The sequence below is a fragment of the Hydrotalea sandarakina genome (assembly GCF_003254115.1).
In the GTDB taxonomy this organism is placed as follows: Bacteria; Bacteroidota; Bacteroidia; order Chitinophagales; family Chitinophagaceae; genus Hydrotalea; species Hydrotalea sandarakina.
The window spans coordinates 1-19,863 of record NZ_QKZV01000003.1; the positions used below are offsets into that span (position 1 = coordinate 1).

Genomic DNA, 19,863 nt, shown 5'->3' on the forward strand with positions numbered 1-19,863 from the left:
TATCTTCTAATTTTATTTCTACATTAACAAATAATCCAGTTAATGCAGCTATAACTGCATATAATGCTTGTTCTATCGGAGTATTCCAAACAAGCCATTTCTTTCTTGTTTCAAACCAAAGCGTTAAGTGGTACACTAAAAAATCTAATATTATCATAACTAATTTATTTTTTAAAATAATCTATTACTCCATCCACAACCATAGTTCCCAAATTCCAGCCTAATTCTATATCTTCCCCTCCGCCTGCCAAGAATATAGTAGTGGCTGTAGCCTCTGTTCCTTTCCAAATACCCATACTTATGTCCTTGCTTAAATTGTAAAGTTGATTCTTTGTAATTAGAGTAAATAGAATAGACACCTGTTGCTTTTTGTATAGCAGCAAAAGATGGTATTTTCTTTCATAAACATTTACAAAGTTCTGATACGACTTTTAAGTGCTTATTTGGGCCGATGAGAAGCTATTTCACTCATTGCCTTAATAGAGATACCGGAAGTGACCAAAATAAATGCAACTATCAAAATCACTACCCAAGTGCCAATGATATTCTTGTATCTTGGTAGCTTATCGAACTCTTTAAAGTAATGTTTCCACTCTTCCTTAAAAATGAATAAAAATGAATTTATTGAAAGTATTACTGATACTGCAATGATCACTTGTAAAGACGTAAGCTCATTAGTTGGATCTATATATTCAATGTAATAGAATTTCAGTGAGAATATGAACACTATTTCCAACATGGATATAGCTGTGGCTGCAGCCATATCGTGTGGAAATACAGTATGCACCGCATCTGTAAACTTATAAAATTTATAAAAAAGATAGAAATAGGCTTTTTTTATCATCAGTATATGTTTAAGTTATAAACCTCCGGATTCCATTTTAACTTGCCTCCATTGTTGTGCATGTTGTGACCAGTCGGATACTGCTTGATTTGCTCCGCCTGGATAAAAAGCATTTAATCCAAAATAACCCACCGATATTGAAGCGCCACCTGGCCCTAAAAAACCAATTATCGTAAATACCCCATTCTCCCCAGCCTCTCCCCAAGTTGTCGTTCTATTAAATATACCAACTAGATCACTTGCTGTTCCAAGTCCTGCCACTGTAAAACCACCAAACTTACCAATTTTGGAGATGCTAATTGTCTTAACAAACTGATTAGCCTTAAAAACACCCCCTTTAATTGTTGCCATATAAATATGTAAATTAGACCCAATTCTTGCAATACCTGATAGATTTTCAGTAGCACTAGTAGCCCCGCTTACGATTGAAAGTATCTGATCCATAATACTTGGACCTCTATTGTCAGCTTTATGATTGGCATGAATTTCCTTGTGTTCATCATCCGCTTTTGAATTTGATGAACCTATATTATCATTAAATAAGGGCACATGCTTTAAATCAGGCTTTTGATAATTATTTTTGGGTGGTATAGGGCCGTCTTTCTTCTTTTTACTTTTATCCTCTCCTTCAGACTCGTTGGTGCTGCCGCCTCCACCTGAACCACTCCATATAACACTTCCACTTGAACCATAAAGATAACCATCAGTAACATTTACCGCATCGCCACTTTTTTCCCAATCCGATAAATTCGAACCATAAGGCCCATCATTATTTTCCACCGCTTCCATCCCATCTTTATCTATAAACCGTTCCGGGTTATCTAATGCATAGTTGTAGGGAGAAAAGCGGCGCATTTGCTCTGCCAATGGATCAACACCATTCCACCGGCCTAATTGAGGATCTTGCATTCTGGCTCCAAAATCATACAGTTCTATACCACTGCCATCACCAAACTCCCTGTGCTGTAATTCCTTGCAGTTGTATTTGTATTTGTTCTCAGTGCCGCCTGCTGCCTTACTGCTTATTCCCGCCATTGTTAAGCCGAACGGATAATAATGTGTTTCTTCCAACAAAGGCCCTCGGGTATGTACTACCTGTACATTATCAAAGAACACATCTACCGGACTTTCATTGCTGCAGTAAATATAAATATATCCATTTTTGGGTATTTGTATACCCTGCATACTGGCATCGTTATGGTGGTCTTTTACTACTCCACTACTGCCTACCACACTAAAGCCTCCGCTAATATACTGAAATAATAATGCTATACAAAATTATTAATATGGGTTTTTGCAAGAAATTCATAAGCGTTTAATATCAAATAAAAAAGCAACCTTTTACAAGATTGCCTTTTGAAAGAATATGTTGGCAGTGGTGGGGTTTTGATGTAGAGGTGATTATTGGATGAAATTTGCTACGGGTAGCTGGAAGCTACAAGAAAATACGGCGTAGGCTAAGCCAACGCCGAGGGGAAATTTTTATGTTGGATAAACTTAAACTACGCTTAGGTTGGGTAATAGTAAAAAAGCTGCCGTAGATAAACAAACATTGAAGCTGATGCATGAGATTGAAGACCTGGAACCTGCTGTAAAAGACAAGCTCCTGTTCCTGGCTAATGCTGTCATCAGAGATGCAAAAACCGGTAAAGCGTATGCACATTAAAAAAGCAGGTCAAAAGACCTGCCTTTATCTTTTACTTCGCGGTGCACTGTCGCTAACACTACGAAGAACTGGGCGATGCGGCGAAAAAAAATAATTATTCAAACCCATCACAGCTTTTCTGAAGAAACGAAAGTAATGAAGTACTCACTCCAATAAACTCATTATCTAACATAATATCGCCAAACCGATCTATACAAGCCACTGAAGTTTTACCATTTGAATAATGGATATAAGCCTTTGCTCTAACATCTATATTTTTTACTAATGGCGGCGCTTTATAATTACTCAATGATTTCATGAATAGACATATTTGGGCTTTAATTGTTAGGTTTTTAACCATAAAGCCTCCTTTCCCCTTATAAGCATCAAAGTCATTACAGGATATATCATGTTGAGTATCTGTTTTTGAATAAATATAATGAATAGTAATTCGCTTGACCGCAACGCTATCATTTGCTTTTAAGACATTCCAAAAAGACATAACTAATATGATATATATTATCTTAATTTTCATTTTTTTTCTTATGTGGTTTTGATGTAATAATCACGGGAGCTAAAGTGCCTACACTGCCAGGAGCTGGAGTGACTATGCCATTTGTTGACAATGGGTCGCTTGTCGCAATCGTCCCCGAATAACTATGGTCAGTGCGGGTTACTTGACCGTCTTTAATCTCACCCATACCCAAAGCAGTCGTTTGTTCGGAACCTGTAATTACTCTGGCTTCTTCAGCATTACCGTAATTCGCATCCGGAGTATTTTCCCTTGCTTCATGACCTTTGGGGTCAGTTAACGCGTCATTGGCATGATCGGCTTCATGCTCCAAACCCGTTGCAGCTGAAATCTTTGTACCATTAGTTGTCTCCAAGCCTTCTTTAGGATTCCAGTATATTGTATTGGTTTTAGAGTCATACCGATCCCCTTTTTTATCCTTACTATTAATTTCAACAACATTGACCTTTTCTTTTCCTGCTGCTAAATTTGCTATGTGCTGCCCGACACCTTTATTTACCATACCCATGATTGCTTGCCCTGTGGCTTTTATAAATTGCTTTGAACCATTTGGAAAAACTAATGTATCACCCAAAGGGTCATTATGTAAAACAGGATTATTGCCCATTGAACTATATGGGCTTTCTGCATAATCCGGCTTTGGGTCGATCTGCCACCATCTTCCTAACTGTGGATCAAGTTGTCTAAAATGTGTATCATACATTTCCAATCCGCTACCATCAGAGAACTCTTTATTCTGCAACTCTGAACCTTTATTGAACTTGCGGAGATTTTCTAATTTTCCTGCGGCTTGTGAAGATATGCCCGCCATTGTCAATCCGAACGGATAATAATGCGTCTCTTCAAGTATCGGCATTCGTGTATGCACTACCTGCACATTATCAAAGAACACATCTACCGGACTTTCGTTGCTGCAATAAATATAAATATACCCGTTTTTCGGTATTTGTATACCCTGCATACTGGCATCATTATGGTGGTCTTTTACTACTCCACTACTGCCTACAACGCTAAATCCTCCGCTAATATACTGAAATGAATAATGCTATACAAAAGGATGAAAATTGGTGATGGTAGCTGAAAACTACAAACCTGTGCGGCGTAGGCACAGCCTTACGCCGAATGCGTTTTATTATTTTGATCTTGATAAACTCGGCATATCCAACAACTGACGTATTAAAACAACAAAGCCCCGAAAGGAGCTTTGTTGTTACTCAAATTTTGGTAATGTAAATTTTTTAATGTTAGGAACAGGAGGTTTAAACATTTCCTCATCCGTTAATATTTTAAATAATAAGGCTGTTATTTGTAGATAGTCCTTGCTGTTATTGTCAACATCTAATATTTTCCCCATTCTCCATGTGTTTGATTTACTAATTAACAATCCTATTTCAGGATTAAAAAAATAAGAAGTGGCTCCATCAGTTACGTTTTTGTCTGCTATTAGCTTTAGTAACTTAAAATCTTTTCCATTTACAGTGTAAAACTTTTCTACCTCTAAGTCAAAGATTACGGTATCAGCTTTAGTAAATATGCCTTTATAAGCTCTATTAGCTGTATCACATAGAAAAGCAAAGTTTTCCCTATCACCCTTGTAGCTAAAGACAATTGTTCCGTTTGGAAAAGTTTGCTTACTAATTCTATAATTAAGAATATAGGCACTATCTTTTTCAATAACAGAGAAAGTCCTCGAACTATTTTCAGGTGATGGTAACTCTTGCTCATTTTTATTACTTCCCTCCTGAGTGCATGAGAAAAGAATTGTGAAGAGTAAACCTGCTATTATTAAATATTTCATAAGCTCTTACTAATAATTACGGAAGTCGTTAATCTTTTTATTAATATAATCAGATTTACTTGTAACCTTCCCTTGAGATTTTTGCCTGTTATAATCAGCCTGCCACAGTTGCTTATTTTCAATGTAAAAGCTATATCTCTCCTCGTATGCTTCAGATGTAACTGGTTTCATAAAATCTCTGTGAATAAGATAAGGGCTTATTATGGCTTTATCTGTAATTAAGGTTTGTTGGTCTGCTCGAACATGCTGAGTTTCATGCAAAATTGCTTCACCGCCCTCTACTTGTTCTGTAGAATTGTTCATGTCATCACCCTCTCGTAGGGTTACCTCGAACTTCAAATAGCTGTCTTTACTTTGTCCACTTGCAACTTTGTTTATACCAGCATACCTTTTATCTGCAATAAGTTCTGTAGATGATCCGTCTTTTCGATTTACTGAAAATGTTTTTGTATTTCCTTGAGCAGAGTTGTCTTGATTTGTTTTTCCGACTTTAAATATCACTTTTGTTGTCCCGTATTTGCCCCCGGGACTATATAGTTTAACAAATCTCTTTCCTGCTTTGGAGTTAAGGAAGGTATTATATGCCTTACCCCAATTTTTATCAGCTTTTATTTGTGCATCAATTATTGTATCTCCTAAAGGATCATTAAATCTAATTGGATTGTTACTCATTGAGGCATAGGGGCTTTCGCTTTCGGTTGCTTTCGGATCAATTTGCCACCATCTGCCAAGCTGTGGGTCTAAGCTTCTAAAGTTGGTTGCATACCATTCTAACCCCGAACCATCGGAGAACTCTTTGCTTTGTAACTCACTTCCTTTATTGAACTTGTATTTGTTTTCGGGTTGTCCGAAGTTGAGTGCCTGCGAGCTTATGCCTGCCATAGTGAGCCCGAATGGATAATAATGCGTCTCTTCCAACAAAGGCCCACGGGTATGAACTACCTGTACATTATCAAAGAACACATCTACCGGACTTTCATTGCTGCAGTAAATATAAATATATCCATTTTTGGGTATTTGTATTCCCTGCATGCTGGCATCACTATGATGGTCTTTTACTACTCCACTACTGCCTACCACACTAAAGCCACCGCTAATATACTGAAATTGATCATTCAAAATAATATAATTTATATAAGCCCTCGGTACGGTGGAGGTGGTGGGTAACCTGCCGGATGTTAAAAAACTACCCACGCCACTACTATTGTTGCCTATACTACTTAGCTGGCTTCCTGTTATTGCCCCATGGGTGGCCGCTGCCATTGGATTAGCAGGTGTACCCAATAAACCGCTTAACAGGGTTAATATGGGTAAATTATAATTGCTATTATCATTAGTGTTATTTTGGCTGTAATAGCTTTTACCAAAAATATCAATTACATCACCGGCCATTACTTTTAGGGTAATACCTAGTCCGCTCTTATCACCTGTACTGCTATTTAATTTGTACACCTGTGTACTATTGGCCGTGGTATTGCTATTGGGATTGTTGTTGGGTATGCCATTGTTATTGGCATAAGTTGGCATAAACCGGGGGTTGGGTACTATGGCTGCCGGATTAATGCTATAATATTGATTTTCTATGTACGCAGCACTGGTATTGCTGGTAATGCTGCCTTCTACTGTAGCAGCAGGGTATATGTCTTGTTTTTGCTCATCGGTCAGTACCATTCGTACATTACCCAAATGGTCTTTAATAAAATAATCCATTGCAAAGCTGGCCGGTACACTGCCAACCGCGGGTATAAATCTTGCCCTGCCTTCTTCATGGCTCACAAACTGTAGCACATCGTTTTGATACACAAAACCATTAATATACAATGTGGCATTGGTAACAGCAGGGTTTAGGGTATTATCCGTTGTTATTTTTGCCAGCTTGTTACCCGATGCATCATATACATATTGAATGTTTCCTTTTGCTGTTACACTTACCTGTTGTGGCAGGTTTAAATAATTGTATTGTATGCTGCTAATGGCTTTGTTCTGGTCGCTGATTAAATTGCCATTGGCATCATAGGCATAATCGGTAGTGGTTTTTGTGGCGGTATTATAATGAAAATCGCCTAAGGTGCTGCTTGGGTTATTGGCCGCATCGGTTACCTGTTGCAATTGATTACTGCTACCATTATTCTGATAGGTATAATTCAACTGGTCTATTAATCCTGAACTGCCAATTAAATACCCATACTGATTCATGGTTAGTATATTGCCATTGGCATCGTAACTAAGGTTGTTCACACTAAAATTTAAAAAGGCATTGTCCCAACTGTTGCTATTGCTGTTTTGCAGAAAATTGGCTGCTGTTATCCGGTTCACATTATCGTAAGTAAAATCATATTTACGGTTAGTGGCATCACCGGCAGATTTCCATACTGTACCTGTAATGTTACCATTGTATTGTGCATTGGCATAAGTTGTGCCTGCAACGGAATTGGTTTTGTCATAAGCTAATTCCATTCCAAATTTATTGGTGCTGCTGCCGCTAATATAGTTGCGGTTAATACCCAATAACCACCCTCTAATATTATAGTCATAGGTAAGCGATTCAATACCACTGCCCAGGGTTTTTGCTTTTAACTGCCCTAATTCATCATATTGATTGCTAACAATTGTTTTTTCAGGGCTGCTAACTGCAACACCAGTTACCGTACTATTGATGGTTTTTGTAATAGTAAGCAGTCGCCCTGCCTGATCGTAACTGTATTTGGATAAAACTGTATGGCTTTGGGCATTATTGCCAGCCTTATTGTGTTGCAGCAGGTTACGCAATATTTTACCGCTAAAATCGTATTGGTTGGTTGAAATATCTATACCGCCTGTATAGTTTTTTGTTTGGGTTTGTATAACCCGGTTATGATCATCATAAAATGTTACAGTCCAAATATATTGTGCGGGGTTACTGCCCATTACCTTTACCATAGTGCCTGTTGGCAAACCGGTAGTATTAGCGTAGGCAATAATGGGTTGTGCATAAGTTGGCGTAGTATTGTAAGCAGTGATGAAATAATTACTATTGGTAGTGTTTGAGGCATCCATAGTTGCCGGTAACGGACTGCCGTTGGCATTTACCCAATTATAATTATCATAAAAGGTTTGTGTTAATAGTTCTGTTGAGTAAGCTGTTAAATTGGGGTAACTATTGGTGTTATAAGCATTGGTAAGATGGTAATTAAAATTATTGTAATTGGCAGGGTCGTACATTAAACCGGTGGCAATGGGCCTGTTAAGATAGTCATATTGGGTATATAACCATTTCTGTGCATTGCGGAGATTGGCATCTTGCATCATCACTAAACGTCCCAGACCATCATACACCATCCAGGTTTCTCCTGCACCGGGTACTTTTTTAATCACCATGCGATGCCGTTGGTCATATTCATAACGAAAGCATAATTGATCGGCAATAGATGTGCTGATTAACCAGTTATTGTTAATGAGTTCAACTGCTCTGGGTGTAATAACAAAACGCAATAAATTAAAATCATCATACACATAATAGGTATTTAGCCAGCCTGTATGATCAATGCCAGGTGTATCAGATAATTGCACTTTTTTTAAAATCACTTTACCCTGCATGTCTTTATATTCAATTACCTGTTTTCCTCGTTCATCAATAGTAACAGTTTTATAAAGCAAGCCATCGGCATAATTTGCAGTTGAAACAGGTATACTTCCCCATACTGCACCAATCGTCCAGATACGAATATTTTCAGCAGCCGTATTCATCTGGTGTTGCACCGTAATTCCCCTGTTACTACCTATCCAACTTGTTCCAGGTGCATAAGTATTTTGAATCCTGTTGAGCGGTGATGCTTCATAAGCAGTTTGACTATAAGCCCAATTGAGGCCGGATGTACCTACATATGTTTCGCCTGTTTGCCCACTTAATTGATTATTATAAAAAGCAACCTGCTGTTGTATTGGATCGAGTTTAAAATTTCCATCATTAATATTGTCGGCACTATTTGCCCTTGTGTTTGCAGCAAAAGGCAGGTATTGGTATTGTTCTCTTCCAAGTGCATCATAAATATTGGCGGTAACCATATCATTTTGTAATGGACTGGTTTGTTTATGCACTGTTTGCACCAAACGGCCTAGCCCATCGAAGTATTGGGTAGTCTGATGCACATCAGTAAAAGGTCTGGTGATTAAATTGGAGGAACTTTGTTCCGGAGCCAAAGCCTCCCATGAACGCACATAATTTATTGTTGCTGCTGAACTGAATGCAGCAGGTGGTGCAATTTGTGCATCAGCAAATTGCACAGCGAAACATGTACAGAAGAGAAGCAAAGAGTTGAATAAAGATTTTGAATATACCTCTGTTCGCATAGGTTACGAATTAATTGTGATCATTCTGATTATTTGGAATGAATATATTTTTCAAAAGTTGTATGGTATTAATCTGTGGATGTTCATAGAAAGCAGATAGTAATTCACCCTTATTGTTCAGGATATAAATTTTATACGCAGCATGATTGTATTCATTTTCAAAATGCCGGTTATCCTTGGAATTATTTAGCCACCTTACCAAACTATTTTTTGTTGTATCATACAGGTTATACTTTGAAACAGAGGCAGAAATAGTAAAAGGGAAATGAAGCATATCCGACAAAATATGTTTCAATGCACTATCTGTTAGCATTGCGCTATTATCTTTTTTAGGCAAAAGAATAACCTGAAAAGCATGTTTAGTTTGTTGATATAAAGTATCTAAAGAAAAAAATAATTGAAATGGAATATCATTAGGTGTATTGGCTAAAAAATTAACCACTACTATTTGCTGTCCTTTTAATTTTCCGATATTCATCGGGTGGTGTTCTATATCCATTTGTTGAATGGCATAAATAGTATGTTCCTGTGCATGAATGAAATGTTGATTCATGAACATTAGAAGCAGCAATATGGAAACATTTTTTTTCATAATGATTATTTATAAAAAATAAATTTAATAAATGGCTACTGTTGTTGTAGCGGTTGATAGGGAAATATTATTGAATGTAGCAGTGGCCACACCCGATTCGGAATAAGTGTTATTAATCATCCACATATGATTGGCACTATAGTCAGACGCATGTAGTGTGATGTTGTAATTTCCATATGGAATCTGACCATAAACACCCGTTCCAATAATTTTAAAATTATAAATCTGGCCTGTGGCTACATTCGTTAATTGTATAAAATAAAATACGCCGGTGACAACATTGGTTACTGAAATGGATGTCATCTGAACTGTACTGGAATATGCGGGTTTTTGGTATTGATAATCAAATAGTTTAATAACATTATTACTATTATCACGAATATCTTTTAATCTGCCAAGACCCTCATACTCATAATAATTTAATATACCATTGGATGATGTAAAAGAAGTCATACCTAACAATGGTGAATAAGTGTAAATATTTGCCTGACTATTAGGTAAATTTTGCGGATTTAACTTACTTAATTCAGTTCTAAGTTGTGCATCAGTGGCTGGATTTTGAATAATACTTTGGTTCAATAAATTATTGGCTGAATAAAAATCTGCCCCAGTTATCTTAGCCACAGGATATTGGTTATTATAACCCCAAATGTAACTGTTTTTAATACCATCTTTTTTAGTAACACTTACCAAATTACCACCATAAAATATATAATTATTTTCATCCTCATATCTGTTATCTTTTGTAATAGAGGTATTATTATATGTTACAGCGTTTGTAAAGCTGGCAGATGGACTTATTATATTTATTTTCTGTGTTTTTTGTGGCGCAACAAAACCTGCGGGATTAGTTACATAGTCATATCTCGTAAAGTCTGCGCCAACTAAACTACTGTTTTTCCAATTTGATGTTTCAATTAATGCATTATCAAATTCATCCTGTAATTCCAATATCGGTTTTAATTCTGTATCAGCATTATTTTTGTCTTGAATGTGATTGTTATTGAAAGTGCTGGTTGGACTTGTAAAATTGGAATAGTGATAATTAACATAGTTGCTTCTTGCTTGAGCCTTATTTATACGATAATTTTCATAACTAAGCCATCTGCAGTTATTGGCGTCATTGGTGGTTGGAGTACAAGAATATATACTATTATAAAAGGTTGAAGTTGCTGTATTGTAATTGGTTAAATAATTTTGATAGCCATTATCAATGCCATCACAATTAGATAACCTGAAATCAAAGGCATAATTGTAATTTGTAATTAAGTTATCACCCAAAGAAGAATAAATAATTTTTTGTGATGGCTGATGATGGAAAGGACTTTGATAATTAATTATCGAGGTGGTACTTATTTGCTTACCATTAATAGGTTCATAATCTGTTTCAACGGTTTTATCTTGAGTCTTAAAAAAGGAATGTAATTCATACTCGGTTCCCCAAAGTAAGTTTGAGGTTGACGATATTGGCACATTCTTACAAATATATCCCGGGGTGCCAACAGAATCTTGAGAATAAGTCGGATAGTGCCATATGTCTTTTAATATTTGATTGCTTTGATTGAAATAGGCTTCATACTTTAGTTCCCCTGTAATTGAATCAAACGGAAGCGGTGCATAAGGATAGCTACTAACAGAACCATCACAACTCAAGTCATTCACATTTCTAACAACAACATCGTTACTATTTTGAAAGGCATCCCAATAATGAGCACTGTAATATCTATATACAGATTTTCCATTACCAGACTGAGATACATCTACCTCACTATAACCAATATGGTTACCCATTGTAGTACGCATCGGCAAAACGGAACTGGGAGATATTAAATAGGCAGCTTCAAATCCACCTCCCGTTAAAGTAGCACATCCATAAGGATTATAAACTCCATTAGAAGTATTACCCCAAATCAGTCCATACATATCATTACGCAACACATTAACATAAGTTGGCATACTATATAAAATACCAGTCGAGGAAGACCCACCAGCATTATAATCATAAGTAGTTACAATATCTTGAGATGCTAATGGGTCGTGATGTACCATGGAATTAATCCGAAGTCCTCCAATAGTAATATTCGTAATATTCGTTACGGGCATTTGATATGAAATGGAAGCTGAGCAACCTCCCCATGCTGTTGTAGTTGTAGTTCCGTATAATCTTGAAGTGTAAGTTGTGCCGGGTGTTAAAGTAATTGCCTGAGTAGTAGAAGTACCAGATTGAATAGTAGCATTAATCACCATATTGCCATTTGGATCAAAAACTTGATAGGTACCACTTACACCGGTTGTTGTACTACTTAAAGAAAGCATATAATTCGAGTATCCTGACGGGGTAGTAAAACTTAATGTCTGATAGGTACTGCCATCATATAAAACGGAAGAATTGGTAACATTGATTGTTTGATAACCGGGAACTGACCTTGTTACATAGTGGGGCTCAAAATTAAATTTGGTATATCCACCGGTAGGATAAGTAATTTGTTGTAATGCTCCACCTCTCATCGCTGGCCATTGTGCATCTCTATTAGCACCGTTAACCGTTTTTGTATTATTTACTGTATAGGTAGGAATTAATGTATTATTACTGGTAATTCCGTTATAATAACCCCAGTGATCAATACCAAAAGCCAATAATCTGGGTACCATTTCACCATAGTAACCAAATTGATAAGGCGGTTCAGTTATGCTTCCATCACAAGAGGACTCTTGTAATGCATCTAATCTTAAACGGTAGGTATCAGATTGTATATTTGATAAATAGGTACCTAATATTCCATTAAGTCCATTGACACCATCATGAAAATATCCATAAGTGAATTGAAATTTTTTACAAAATCCCAATCCATTACTGATTGTAATATTATCCAATGCATTTGCAGTAGTATTCGCATTATCAGCCATTGTTTGTGGCGTATATGCACTTAAATCTATTCTTGGTGTTGCTGCAGGATTAAAGCTAATTGTATTACCATTATAAGTAATAGAACTTAATCGAACCCCCTGTACAAACTGTTTTACTACATCATACTCATACTGTCCAATGGTATTGGTGCTATATATTGGGAACATAGATAAAGTGTAGTAACTATAATTTTCTTGTTGATAAGTAAAATTTATAGTGAACATATTATCTTTTGAGACAATTTTATTTAAATACCAACTTGAAACTGCAGAGCCACTTGATAAGCCGTTTTTCATAGAATATGGACTGGTTATTTCTAAAGGCATTACACTTCCTGTATTACCTGTATTTCCAAAGAAATATTGTGTCCCATCAGGGGTTGTTATTTTAAAACCTTGAAAACAGGTTCCATTCTGATAAGGAGTAGTCAGATATTTATAATCTGGTTCAATTTTCAAATCTTGTTCAGGTACTGTAATGGGAGTTCTATCATCTCTGAAATAAAATTTGCCTGTATATTTCCCGAAATTAAAAAAGTACAAGTCCGGTTCTCCATCTTTCCTGCCCTGATAAAATCCAGCATCATCAACATTCCCATTTGTTGTGCCGAGATAACTATTGTAACCAAAATCTGACCAATGCCCATTTGTAACATTTGTATTACTAAATCCACGATCATCTGGCAAACCCACAACTGAACGTGTTATAACGCCACCAGCATTTAAACTCCATCCTGCACCAACCCAACTAGCTAATTCCTGCACCTTTAGACCCGAAGCATGATAACTTAAACTAATGGGTACTTCCAATGGACCATTTTGTACTGTATAAATGGGAATATTAATATTGGGGATGCCAGTATGATAACTTACAGGATAATCAGCATATTTTACCAACGCTGCTGCAGTTGGTGGGGTAATATTGGTCTCTGCCAATGGATTATTTTGTGCTTCTATTTGACCATTTATGGTGAAAAAACAAAAGAATAAAAACAAAATGCGTTTCATAAAAACATACATAATATTATTTTTAAAAATTATATCCAATTCTAAATTTTAAAGGTTGCGTAACGGGTATATTACGATAGCTTAAAAAATCCCACAATAATTGTACATTACTAGCTTTTTTACCTACTTTCATTTTTTTGGTTATCCCAATTAGTCCACTAGTTTGCCATGCGCTGTAATTCTGTAATTGTGGGATTTGAGTAAAGGCTGATTGGTAATTTTGTTCATATCCTCCTGTAACCCATATACTGCCCTTTATTTTTATATCTAAAAAACTTCTCAGACCTATGCCCTGATTGCTTATTCTTACATCATTGATCCCATTTCCCCAACCCATTTTATAGGCAACACCTACACCAACTGTACTTTTATCATTCAGTTTATATCCTATGGTTCCGGCAATGTCGCTTGTTACAGGTAGATAATAATTAGTTTTTTGTGATTGTATGTTAATACCGTATTCAAATCTTTGCCAAATCGTTTTTGTTTTCTGCTTGTTGGGTGTAAAATCAGGCATGATTAATGCATTATTACCTCCGCCTAGTTGATTAATTTTATCTTTTAATGTATTAAGTTGATTTTGTGCAGACTGCATTTGTTGTTGTATAAACTGTTGTGGGTTACTGCCTGTAGTTACTACCGTGCCGCCCACCTGTTGGGTTAATAGTTGCTGCACCAGTGCTCTACTTTGTAATCCCGCTAATGCCTGCGTTGTACCTATATTGCCTGTAGCAGGAAATAATTGCGCCAACAGGCTATTGCGCTGCCAAAAAGATTGAAAAGCAGGAAGATTTCGCAATTCTGACAAGATTTTTTGTTCTAACAGATTTTTATCATTTAAAATTTCTTTGTAGTACTCAATTTGTTGTTGATAATAATACACCTGTTGCTGAAATAATTTAAAGGAGGATGCATTCAAAGATTGAGGGGAAAGTTGACTCATTAATTGTATTCGCTGGGATAATGCCTGTGTAGTAGCCTTAGTAGCATCAAAGTTTTCCTGCAATAAATTGGAAACCTGTTTTAAATGTGTCAACTGAGACGAATTTATTTTTAAAGCATTTTTTATTCCATTCAATAAATAACTAGTTGCTGTACTGATACTATCTAAAGAAGGAATATAAGCAGTGGCATTACTCATTCTACGATACACACTGCCAGTATTGGGTTGATTTGTCGCATAAATATTATTTCTACTTTCCAATAATTGTTTGACTATCACTGAATCTTTAGGTAGAAAACTTAAACAAACCTTTCTCTCTAAAAGCTTTAGCTTTCTTAAATATTTGCAATTTTTTTTATTAAACTGCTTGTTTAGGCTTGAATACTTTTTATCAAGCTTAGAAATAGGACTATTATAAGTGGATATAGAGAAAAGTACTTTTTGTGAAGCAGTATCAATTACAAAAACTGAATTAAATGTACCCGCATCAACACGGATAATTGAAAATAATAAATAAAAAAAGCAAATAATACCTTTTATGTATGTATTAAACACAAGCAATTAATTTAGTCTTCAAACTTAAATGCATTTTTACAACTATACAATGGGGAAAATTCCCTATTGTATATACAAATAATATTTTTAATAGAAAATAATAATGTTAGTGAAAAATAATATTTATTATATTTAATCACTAATAAAAAAAAGTTATATAATTTCAAAGTTTAAAATCCAATTTATAATGCAAACTTTTTTACTGGCAGATGATCATCCAATACTGAGAAAAGGGATTAGAAATATTTTAGAAAATACTGGGAAGTACAAAATTTTAGCTGAATTCAATAATGGAAAAGCACTGATAGATTTTATTATCAGTAAAAATCAATTCCCTGATTTTGTACTTTTGGATTTAAAAATGCCAATTCTGAATGGGTATGAAACTAGTGAAATACTTTTAAAAAAATATCCAACTATTAAAATAATTATATTTTCAATGTTTATTGATTTAAAAGAAATTAATTATTTACTAAAGCTCGGTATTAGCGGATTTATACAAAAAAATCTAGAACCAGAAGAATTACTAGAAAATATAGAAAAAATTCACCAAAATCAGAAAATACTATGTATAAATGGAATGAATGAAGTAAATAAATTTATTAATAAATCATATAATTTTTCAGAACGCGAAAAAGAATTATTACGTTATTGTGCATCAGAATTAACATATAAAGAAATTGCAGACAAAATGGGTATTAGTCCAAAAACGGTTGATAAATACAGGGAAGACCTATTTAAAAAACTAAGTGTTCATAGTAGAGTAGGATTAGCTTTATATGCATTACAAGTTGGTTTGTTTATGTTTTAAATAAATATTTATATAAACTAAAATAGAATTTAATTCATAATACATATTAGTTTAATAATCTCAAATAAATCTATAAATAGCTGATGGCAATTTTTATTAAATCATTAAAGCTTTCTAATAAATTTATATAAATATGAATTCTGAAAATGAATCAACTATGAATTACTTCATTAATGTTCCAGAAGAATTTAATACACTGTTTAAATGCAAATAAATAATGTAGCCAATTCCCTTTATTTGCAATGCAAAAAGCACTTTAATAATAAATGTATATTTAAATTACCATTACAGTAAACTATGATTCTGCCATTAAAAACAAAACAGTGAGCTACATTCTCCATGAAGAGAAATAAATTCCTGAAAAAAAGTTCAAAATCGAAAATTTTTTAACTATCAATAAAAATAAATCAAAACTTCATTTCTTAATCAAGTTAGTATTATAATGTAAATATTTATTAACTTAATCGATAAGGAACAATTGCAAATCATTCAAATATTGAACTGATTCTAAATAAAATAATTTAAAGAAAAAAAAGTTATTGGATGCTATAGTTTTTTAATCGCGAACTTAAATTCATATAATAAATATTCGTTGTGGATTTCAAAGAAAGAATAAGAAAACTTGTGTTATTTCACAATTCACAATCTTTATAATTTTATTGATTTTTTCAGAAATTCATATTCGTAATTTTTTATCAAAAAAAAAATCATCCATCATATTTATGTTGTTAGTTCGCGCAACATTTTATTATATCAATATGCGTATTTATTAAATGGAAATTAACTTTCTTTTTTTTGAAAATGTTAATAAAATGAAATTTTAAAAAATTAAGAAACTAGCTTTTAATTCAACTCATTAATTTTTGTAGGAGATTTTATAAATTTTTTAAAGAAAAAAATTTTACTCACCACTATTCAAAAGCAAAATACGCTTATTAAAATAATTGCTATTATTAGCCTTAATTTATCAATAAGCGAGATTTCATTTTTTGATTATGGGTTAAAGCTTAATAGAACATTATTTAAAAAATTCCGCTATTCAATTTTAACCATATAAAAAATGAAGTTGTTTTATATTTTAAAATTTTAATCTCACGACAATATAGGAGGCCTTTTTAAAAAGAAAAAAATCCGTAATTATTAATTTAATTATAAGTGGAAACTTTATTAATAATTTCTTAAAAATTAAAAGATACCCTCATGAATTTTGTATACCACATTTTATGTATTTCTTTCTTTAATAAATTCAATGATATTTATAATCTAGCAAAATTCAATTAACTATTATGATATTCACTCATTATGAAAAATAAGTTGTACTTAAATATATAAAGATTAATAAATAAATTTATAAATAGATAAATTCACAGATTGATAAATTGTTTGCTTTGGATTTTATCTGAATAAAATTCAAATAAAGCCTAAAATGATCTAGTTTAATTTTCTTCAAAATCCCCTCAAAAATTATTAAATAAAATAATTGATTGTTATTGTCAAAAAAGCACTAAATGATTCAAAGCATATAACATTCATTTTTATGGATACTGAACTCAAATAAATTAATAAGTATCTTGTTAAATATTTTGTACTTTTATTCAAATAAATTAATTTGCATTTTTAAATGCTAAAATGAAAAATAATATTTTTGATAATTTAAGCCATCTGAGAACCGAAAATTGGTTATTGCATTTGATAGAAGATGCGCCCTTAAATTATTTTGAAGTGATTGAACAACTTTATGAAGAAAAGTTCTCTATTAGGCATGTAGGAATCAATAGACAAGAAATACAGTTTTGGAAAGCTAATCAACTAGTAAATATATCGGAAGCAACAACTGAAAAAAGGGAATGGTCTAAAATATCGTTTTTTAATCTTTGTTGGTTACGTACTATCAAGGAAATGCGGCGTTTAGGAATGGATATATCCACTATTCAAAAAGTGAAAGAATTTTTATTCAACGTTGATCAAAATGCCTTAGACATGATTCTTGAGGCAATCACTAATGCTCCTGAATTTGAAAAATTAAGGGCAGTTGCGGGAGAAAAAGCAATTAAAGAATTTTGCAGACAATTACCAGGAGTGAAAGATTGGGCGTTTGGCCAATTCAATTATTTTGTAATGCTCATTTTGGTATTGTTAGATAAGGATATCCCCATTTATTTAATTGTATTCCCTGAACCAAATCAATCTACTTTCATCTTACCGATTTCAAACGAAATGATTGAAACGAAAGATTTATTGAATCAATTTTTGCAAAACCGTTCATTTTATGCTATTTTTCTAAATACTGTTACTAGTGCTTTTTTTGATAATCCCAAAATTAAAGAAACTGAAATTCAACAACTATTTAGATTATCCAAATCTGAAATAAAAATATTACAATTACTTCGTCAAGAAAACATTAAGGAGATCAAGATTAGGTATAGTATACAAGCTCAAAAAAGGTGTTTAATGGTTGAAGTAACGGAAAATAAGGATATCGGTAAAATGAGAAACAAATTATATGGTTTATTAGAAAAAGAAAAGTTTAAAAAAATTGTTATTCAAACTGAAGGTAAAAATTTGGTATTTGTAGAGGAAACAACCAAGATAAAAATACCAATAGAATAAACTTAGATGAATGTACTGTACACAACAGGCTTATTATATAAAAGAATGTAATATGGTAAACATCCAATTACTTCCCAAGCATTACAACAATGAAGGGAAGAAAAAAGCAACATGGTGATAAAAAGAAAATATTATTTAATAATCAATCCATCACCAATGAAGAACAAAAAATTATTAACAATGAAATATTGCAGCAATTAGAAATTCTTGCTGATATAATTATTGCTGTTGTGTTAGAAAAATCCAAAAAGTAATTTATGAAACATAATACCGTTACAACATCTGAACAATTACTTCAAAATAATTTTTGCAAAAAAGCCTCTACTAATGCTTTACGCAACGGTAATTTATGTTATAGTTATGAAAGAGTATCCAGTAAAAACCAAATGGTTAATGGAAACTCTTTGGTTTGGCAGTATGAACAGATAGATGCATTTGCAGAAAAAAATGGTTATATCATTAAACGTAGATATGGCGGAACATATGAATCAGCCCAAAATGATGAACGAAAAGAGTTTAAACGAATGCTGGAGGATATTAAAAAAGATCAATCAATTTCTGCTATCATCGTTTATTCTTATGATCGTTTTTCACGTTCCGGGGCTAATGGTATTTTTTTAATGGAAAACCTAAGAAAATTAGGGGTTCGGATTATAGCTATCACACAAAAAGTCGAATCTTTTACTCCAACCGGCACGTTTCAAGAAAATTTATACCTCCTAATTAGCAAACTCGATAATGATTTGAGAAAAGATAAGAGTATTGCTGGTACTAAATCTATGCTGCAAAAAGGATATTGGCCTTATTCATTACCAATTGGATATACCAATTTAAACAAAAAGATGACAGCAGACAAGCATCATTATATTATCAATGAAAAAGGTGATTTTATTAAAAAAGCATTTTTGTGGAAAGCCTCAGGCCAACTCACTAATCAACAAATAGTAGATAAATTAGGTACATATGGTTTTAAAATAGGATTAAGAAATTTAGCATGGGTTTTATCCAATCCCTTCTATTGTGGCTATATTTCTTCCTCCATGCTCCCTGGAGAACTTATCAAAGGCAAACATCCTGCTTTAATTGATATCAATACTTTTTTAAAGGCAAATCAAATAAAACAACAAAATCCAAGAACAGGTGTTCCTAAAAACCTAAGGAATGAGGAACTCCCTTTGAAGGTATTCATCAAAGATGAAATAAGTGGTAGCCCTTTTACAGGTTATTATAATAAACCAAAAAAAATTTATTACTATAAATCAAGAGCTAAAGGTACTAAAGTAAATGTT

13 protein-coding genes and 1 pseudogene are annotated in these 19,863 nt (G+C 33.6%); 4 read left to right on the top strand and 10 right to left on the bottom strand.

Going from position 1 to position 19,863, the window contains the following annotated elements; translation table 11 throughout:
- Positions 1-164 precede the first annotated feature (164 nt).
- The 10 genes from LX80_RS14665 to LX80_RS05230 form a co-directional block, all read right to left on the bottom strand.
- Entirely contained in the window at positions 165-296 is a 132-nt protein-coding gene (locus tag LX80_RS14665) for a hypothetical protein (protein WP_262509753.1), read from the bottom strand.
- A gap of 143 nt (positions 297-439) precedes the next feature.
- Entirely contained in the window at positions 440-844 is a 405-nt protein-coding gene (locus tag LX80_RS05190; RefSeq protein ID WP_111294015.1) for a hypothetical protein, read from the bottom strand.
- 15 nt (positions 845-859) lie between these two features.
- Entirely contained in the window at positions 860-2,077 is a 1,218-nt protein-coding gene (locus LX80_RS05195) for an RHS repeat domain-containing protein (RefSeq protein ID WP_211307710.1), read from the bottom strand.
- Between the two features lie 527 nt (positions 2,078-2,604).
- Positions 2,605-2,991 (bottom strand): hypothetical protein, encoded by a 387-nt coding sequence (locus LX80_RS05200; protein WP_146250386.1) that lies wholly within the window; start codon positions 2,989-2,991, stop codon positions 2,605-2,607.
- Positions 2,992-3,013: 22 nt separating this feature from the next.
- A complete protein-coding gene (locus tag LX80_RS05205) occupies positions 3,014-3,982 on the bottom strand; it encodes an RHS repeat domain-containing protein (RefSeq protein WP_111294017.1) in 969 nt (322 codons plus the stop codon).
- Between the two features lie 249 nt (positions 3,983-4,231).
- Entirely contained in the window at positions 4,232-4,819 is a 588-nt protein-coding gene (locus LX80_RS05210; RefSeq protein ID WP_111294018.1) for a hypothetical protein, read from the bottom strand.
- Between the two features lie 9 nt (positions 4,820-4,828).
- Positions 4,829-9,082, bottom strand: coding sequence for a DUF6443 domain-containing protein (locus tag LX80_RS05215; protein ID WP_170120382.1), 4,254 nt, complete (start codon positions 9,080-9,082; stop codon positions 4,829-4,831).
- 76 nt (positions 9,083-9,158) lie between these two features.
- On the bottom strand, positions 9,159-9,740 hold the full coding sequence (locus LX80_RS05220; protein WP_146250388.1) for a hypothetical protein: 582 nt from the start codon (positions 9,738-9,740) through the stop codon (positions 9,159-9,161).
- Positions 9,741-9,764: 24 nt separating this feature from the next.
- On the bottom strand, positions 9,765-13,667 hold the full coding sequence (locus LX80_RS05225; protein ID WP_146250390.1) for a hypothetical protein: 3,903 nt from the start codon (positions 13,665-13,667) through the stop codon (positions 9,765-9,767).
- A 10-nt stretch (positions 13,668-13,677) separates the two neighbouring features.
- Entirely contained in the window at positions 13,678-15,153 is a 1,476-nt protein-coding gene (locus LX80_RS05230) for a hypothetical protein (RefSeq protein ID WP_111294022.1), read from the bottom strand.
- A gap of 187 nt (positions 15,154-15,340) precedes the next feature.
- Here LX80_RS05230 and LX80_RS05235 point away from each other — a divergent pair, with 187 nt between their 5' ends.
- From LX80_RS05235 to LX80_RS14695, 4 genes and pseudogenes are all read left to right on the top strand, one after another.
- Positions 15,341-15,964 carry a response regulator transcription factor gene (locus tag LX80_RS05235; protein ID WP_111294023.1) on the top strand — a complete coding sequence of 208 codons (624 nt, stop codon included), beginning with the start codon at positions 15,341-15,343 and terminating at the stop codon, positions 15,962-15,964.
- A gap of 1,629 nt (positions 15,965-17,593) precedes the next feature.
- A complete protein-coding gene (locus tag LX80_RS05240) occupies positions 17,594-18,574 on the top strand; it encodes a hypothetical protein (protein WP_111294024.1) in 981 nt (326 codons plus the stop codon).
- A gap of 89 nt (positions 18,575-18,663) precedes the next feature.
- Positions 18,664-18,828, top strand: a complete 165-nt coding sequence (locus LX80_RS14440; RefSeq protein WP_170120383.1) for a hypothetical protein — start codon at positions 18,664-18,666, stop codon at positions 18,826-18,828.
- Positions 18,829-18,831: 3 nt separating this feature from the next.
- Positions 18,832-19,689 (top strand): annotated as a pseudogene (locus LX80_RS14695) (recombinase family protein); the annotation flags it as partial.
- Between the last annotated feature and the right edge of the window lie 174 nt (positions 19,690-19,863).

Bases quoted from the DNA above. Each gene is read 5' to 3' on its own strand.
- LX80_RS14665 (WP_262509753.1), bottom strand. From the start codon at position 296: ATGGGTATTTGGAAAGGAACAGAGGCTACAGCCACTACTATATTCTTG.
- LX80_RS05190 (WP_111294015.1), bottom strand. From the start codon at position 844: ATGATAAAAAAAGCCTATTTCTATCTTTTTTATAAATTTTATAAGTTT.
- LX80_RS05200 (WP_146250386.1), bottom strand. From the start codon at position 2,991: ATGTCTTTTTGGAATGTCTTAAAAGCAAATGATAGCGTTGCGGTCAAG.
- LX80_RS05205 (WP_111294017.1), bottom strand. From the start codon at position 3,982: ATGCAGGGTATACAAATACCGAAAAACGGGTATATTTATATTTATTGC.
- LX80_RS05210 (WP_111294018.1), bottom strand. From the start codon at position 4,819: ATGAAATATTTAATAATAGCAGGTTTACTCTTCACAATTCTTTTCTCA.
- LX80_RS05220 (WP_146250388.1), bottom strand. From the start codon at position 9,740: ATGAAAAAAAATGTTTCCATATTGCTGCTTCTAATGTTCATGAATCAA.
- LX80_RS05225 (WP_146250390.1), bottom strand. From the start codon at position 13,667: ATGTATGTTTTTATGAAACGCATTTTGTTTTTATTCTTTTGTTTTTTC.
- LX80_RS05235 (WP_111294023.1), top strand. From the start codon at position 15,341: ATGCAAACTTTTTTACTGGCAGATGATCATCCAATACTGAGAAAAGGG.
- LX80_RS05240 (WP_111294024.1), top strand. From the start codon at position 17,594: ATGAAAAATAATATTTTTGATAATTTAAGCCATCTGAGAACCGAAAAT.
- LX80_RS14440 (WP_170120383.1), top strand. From the start codon at position 18,664: ATGAAGGGAAGAAAAAAGCAACATGGTGATAAAAAGAAAATATTATTT.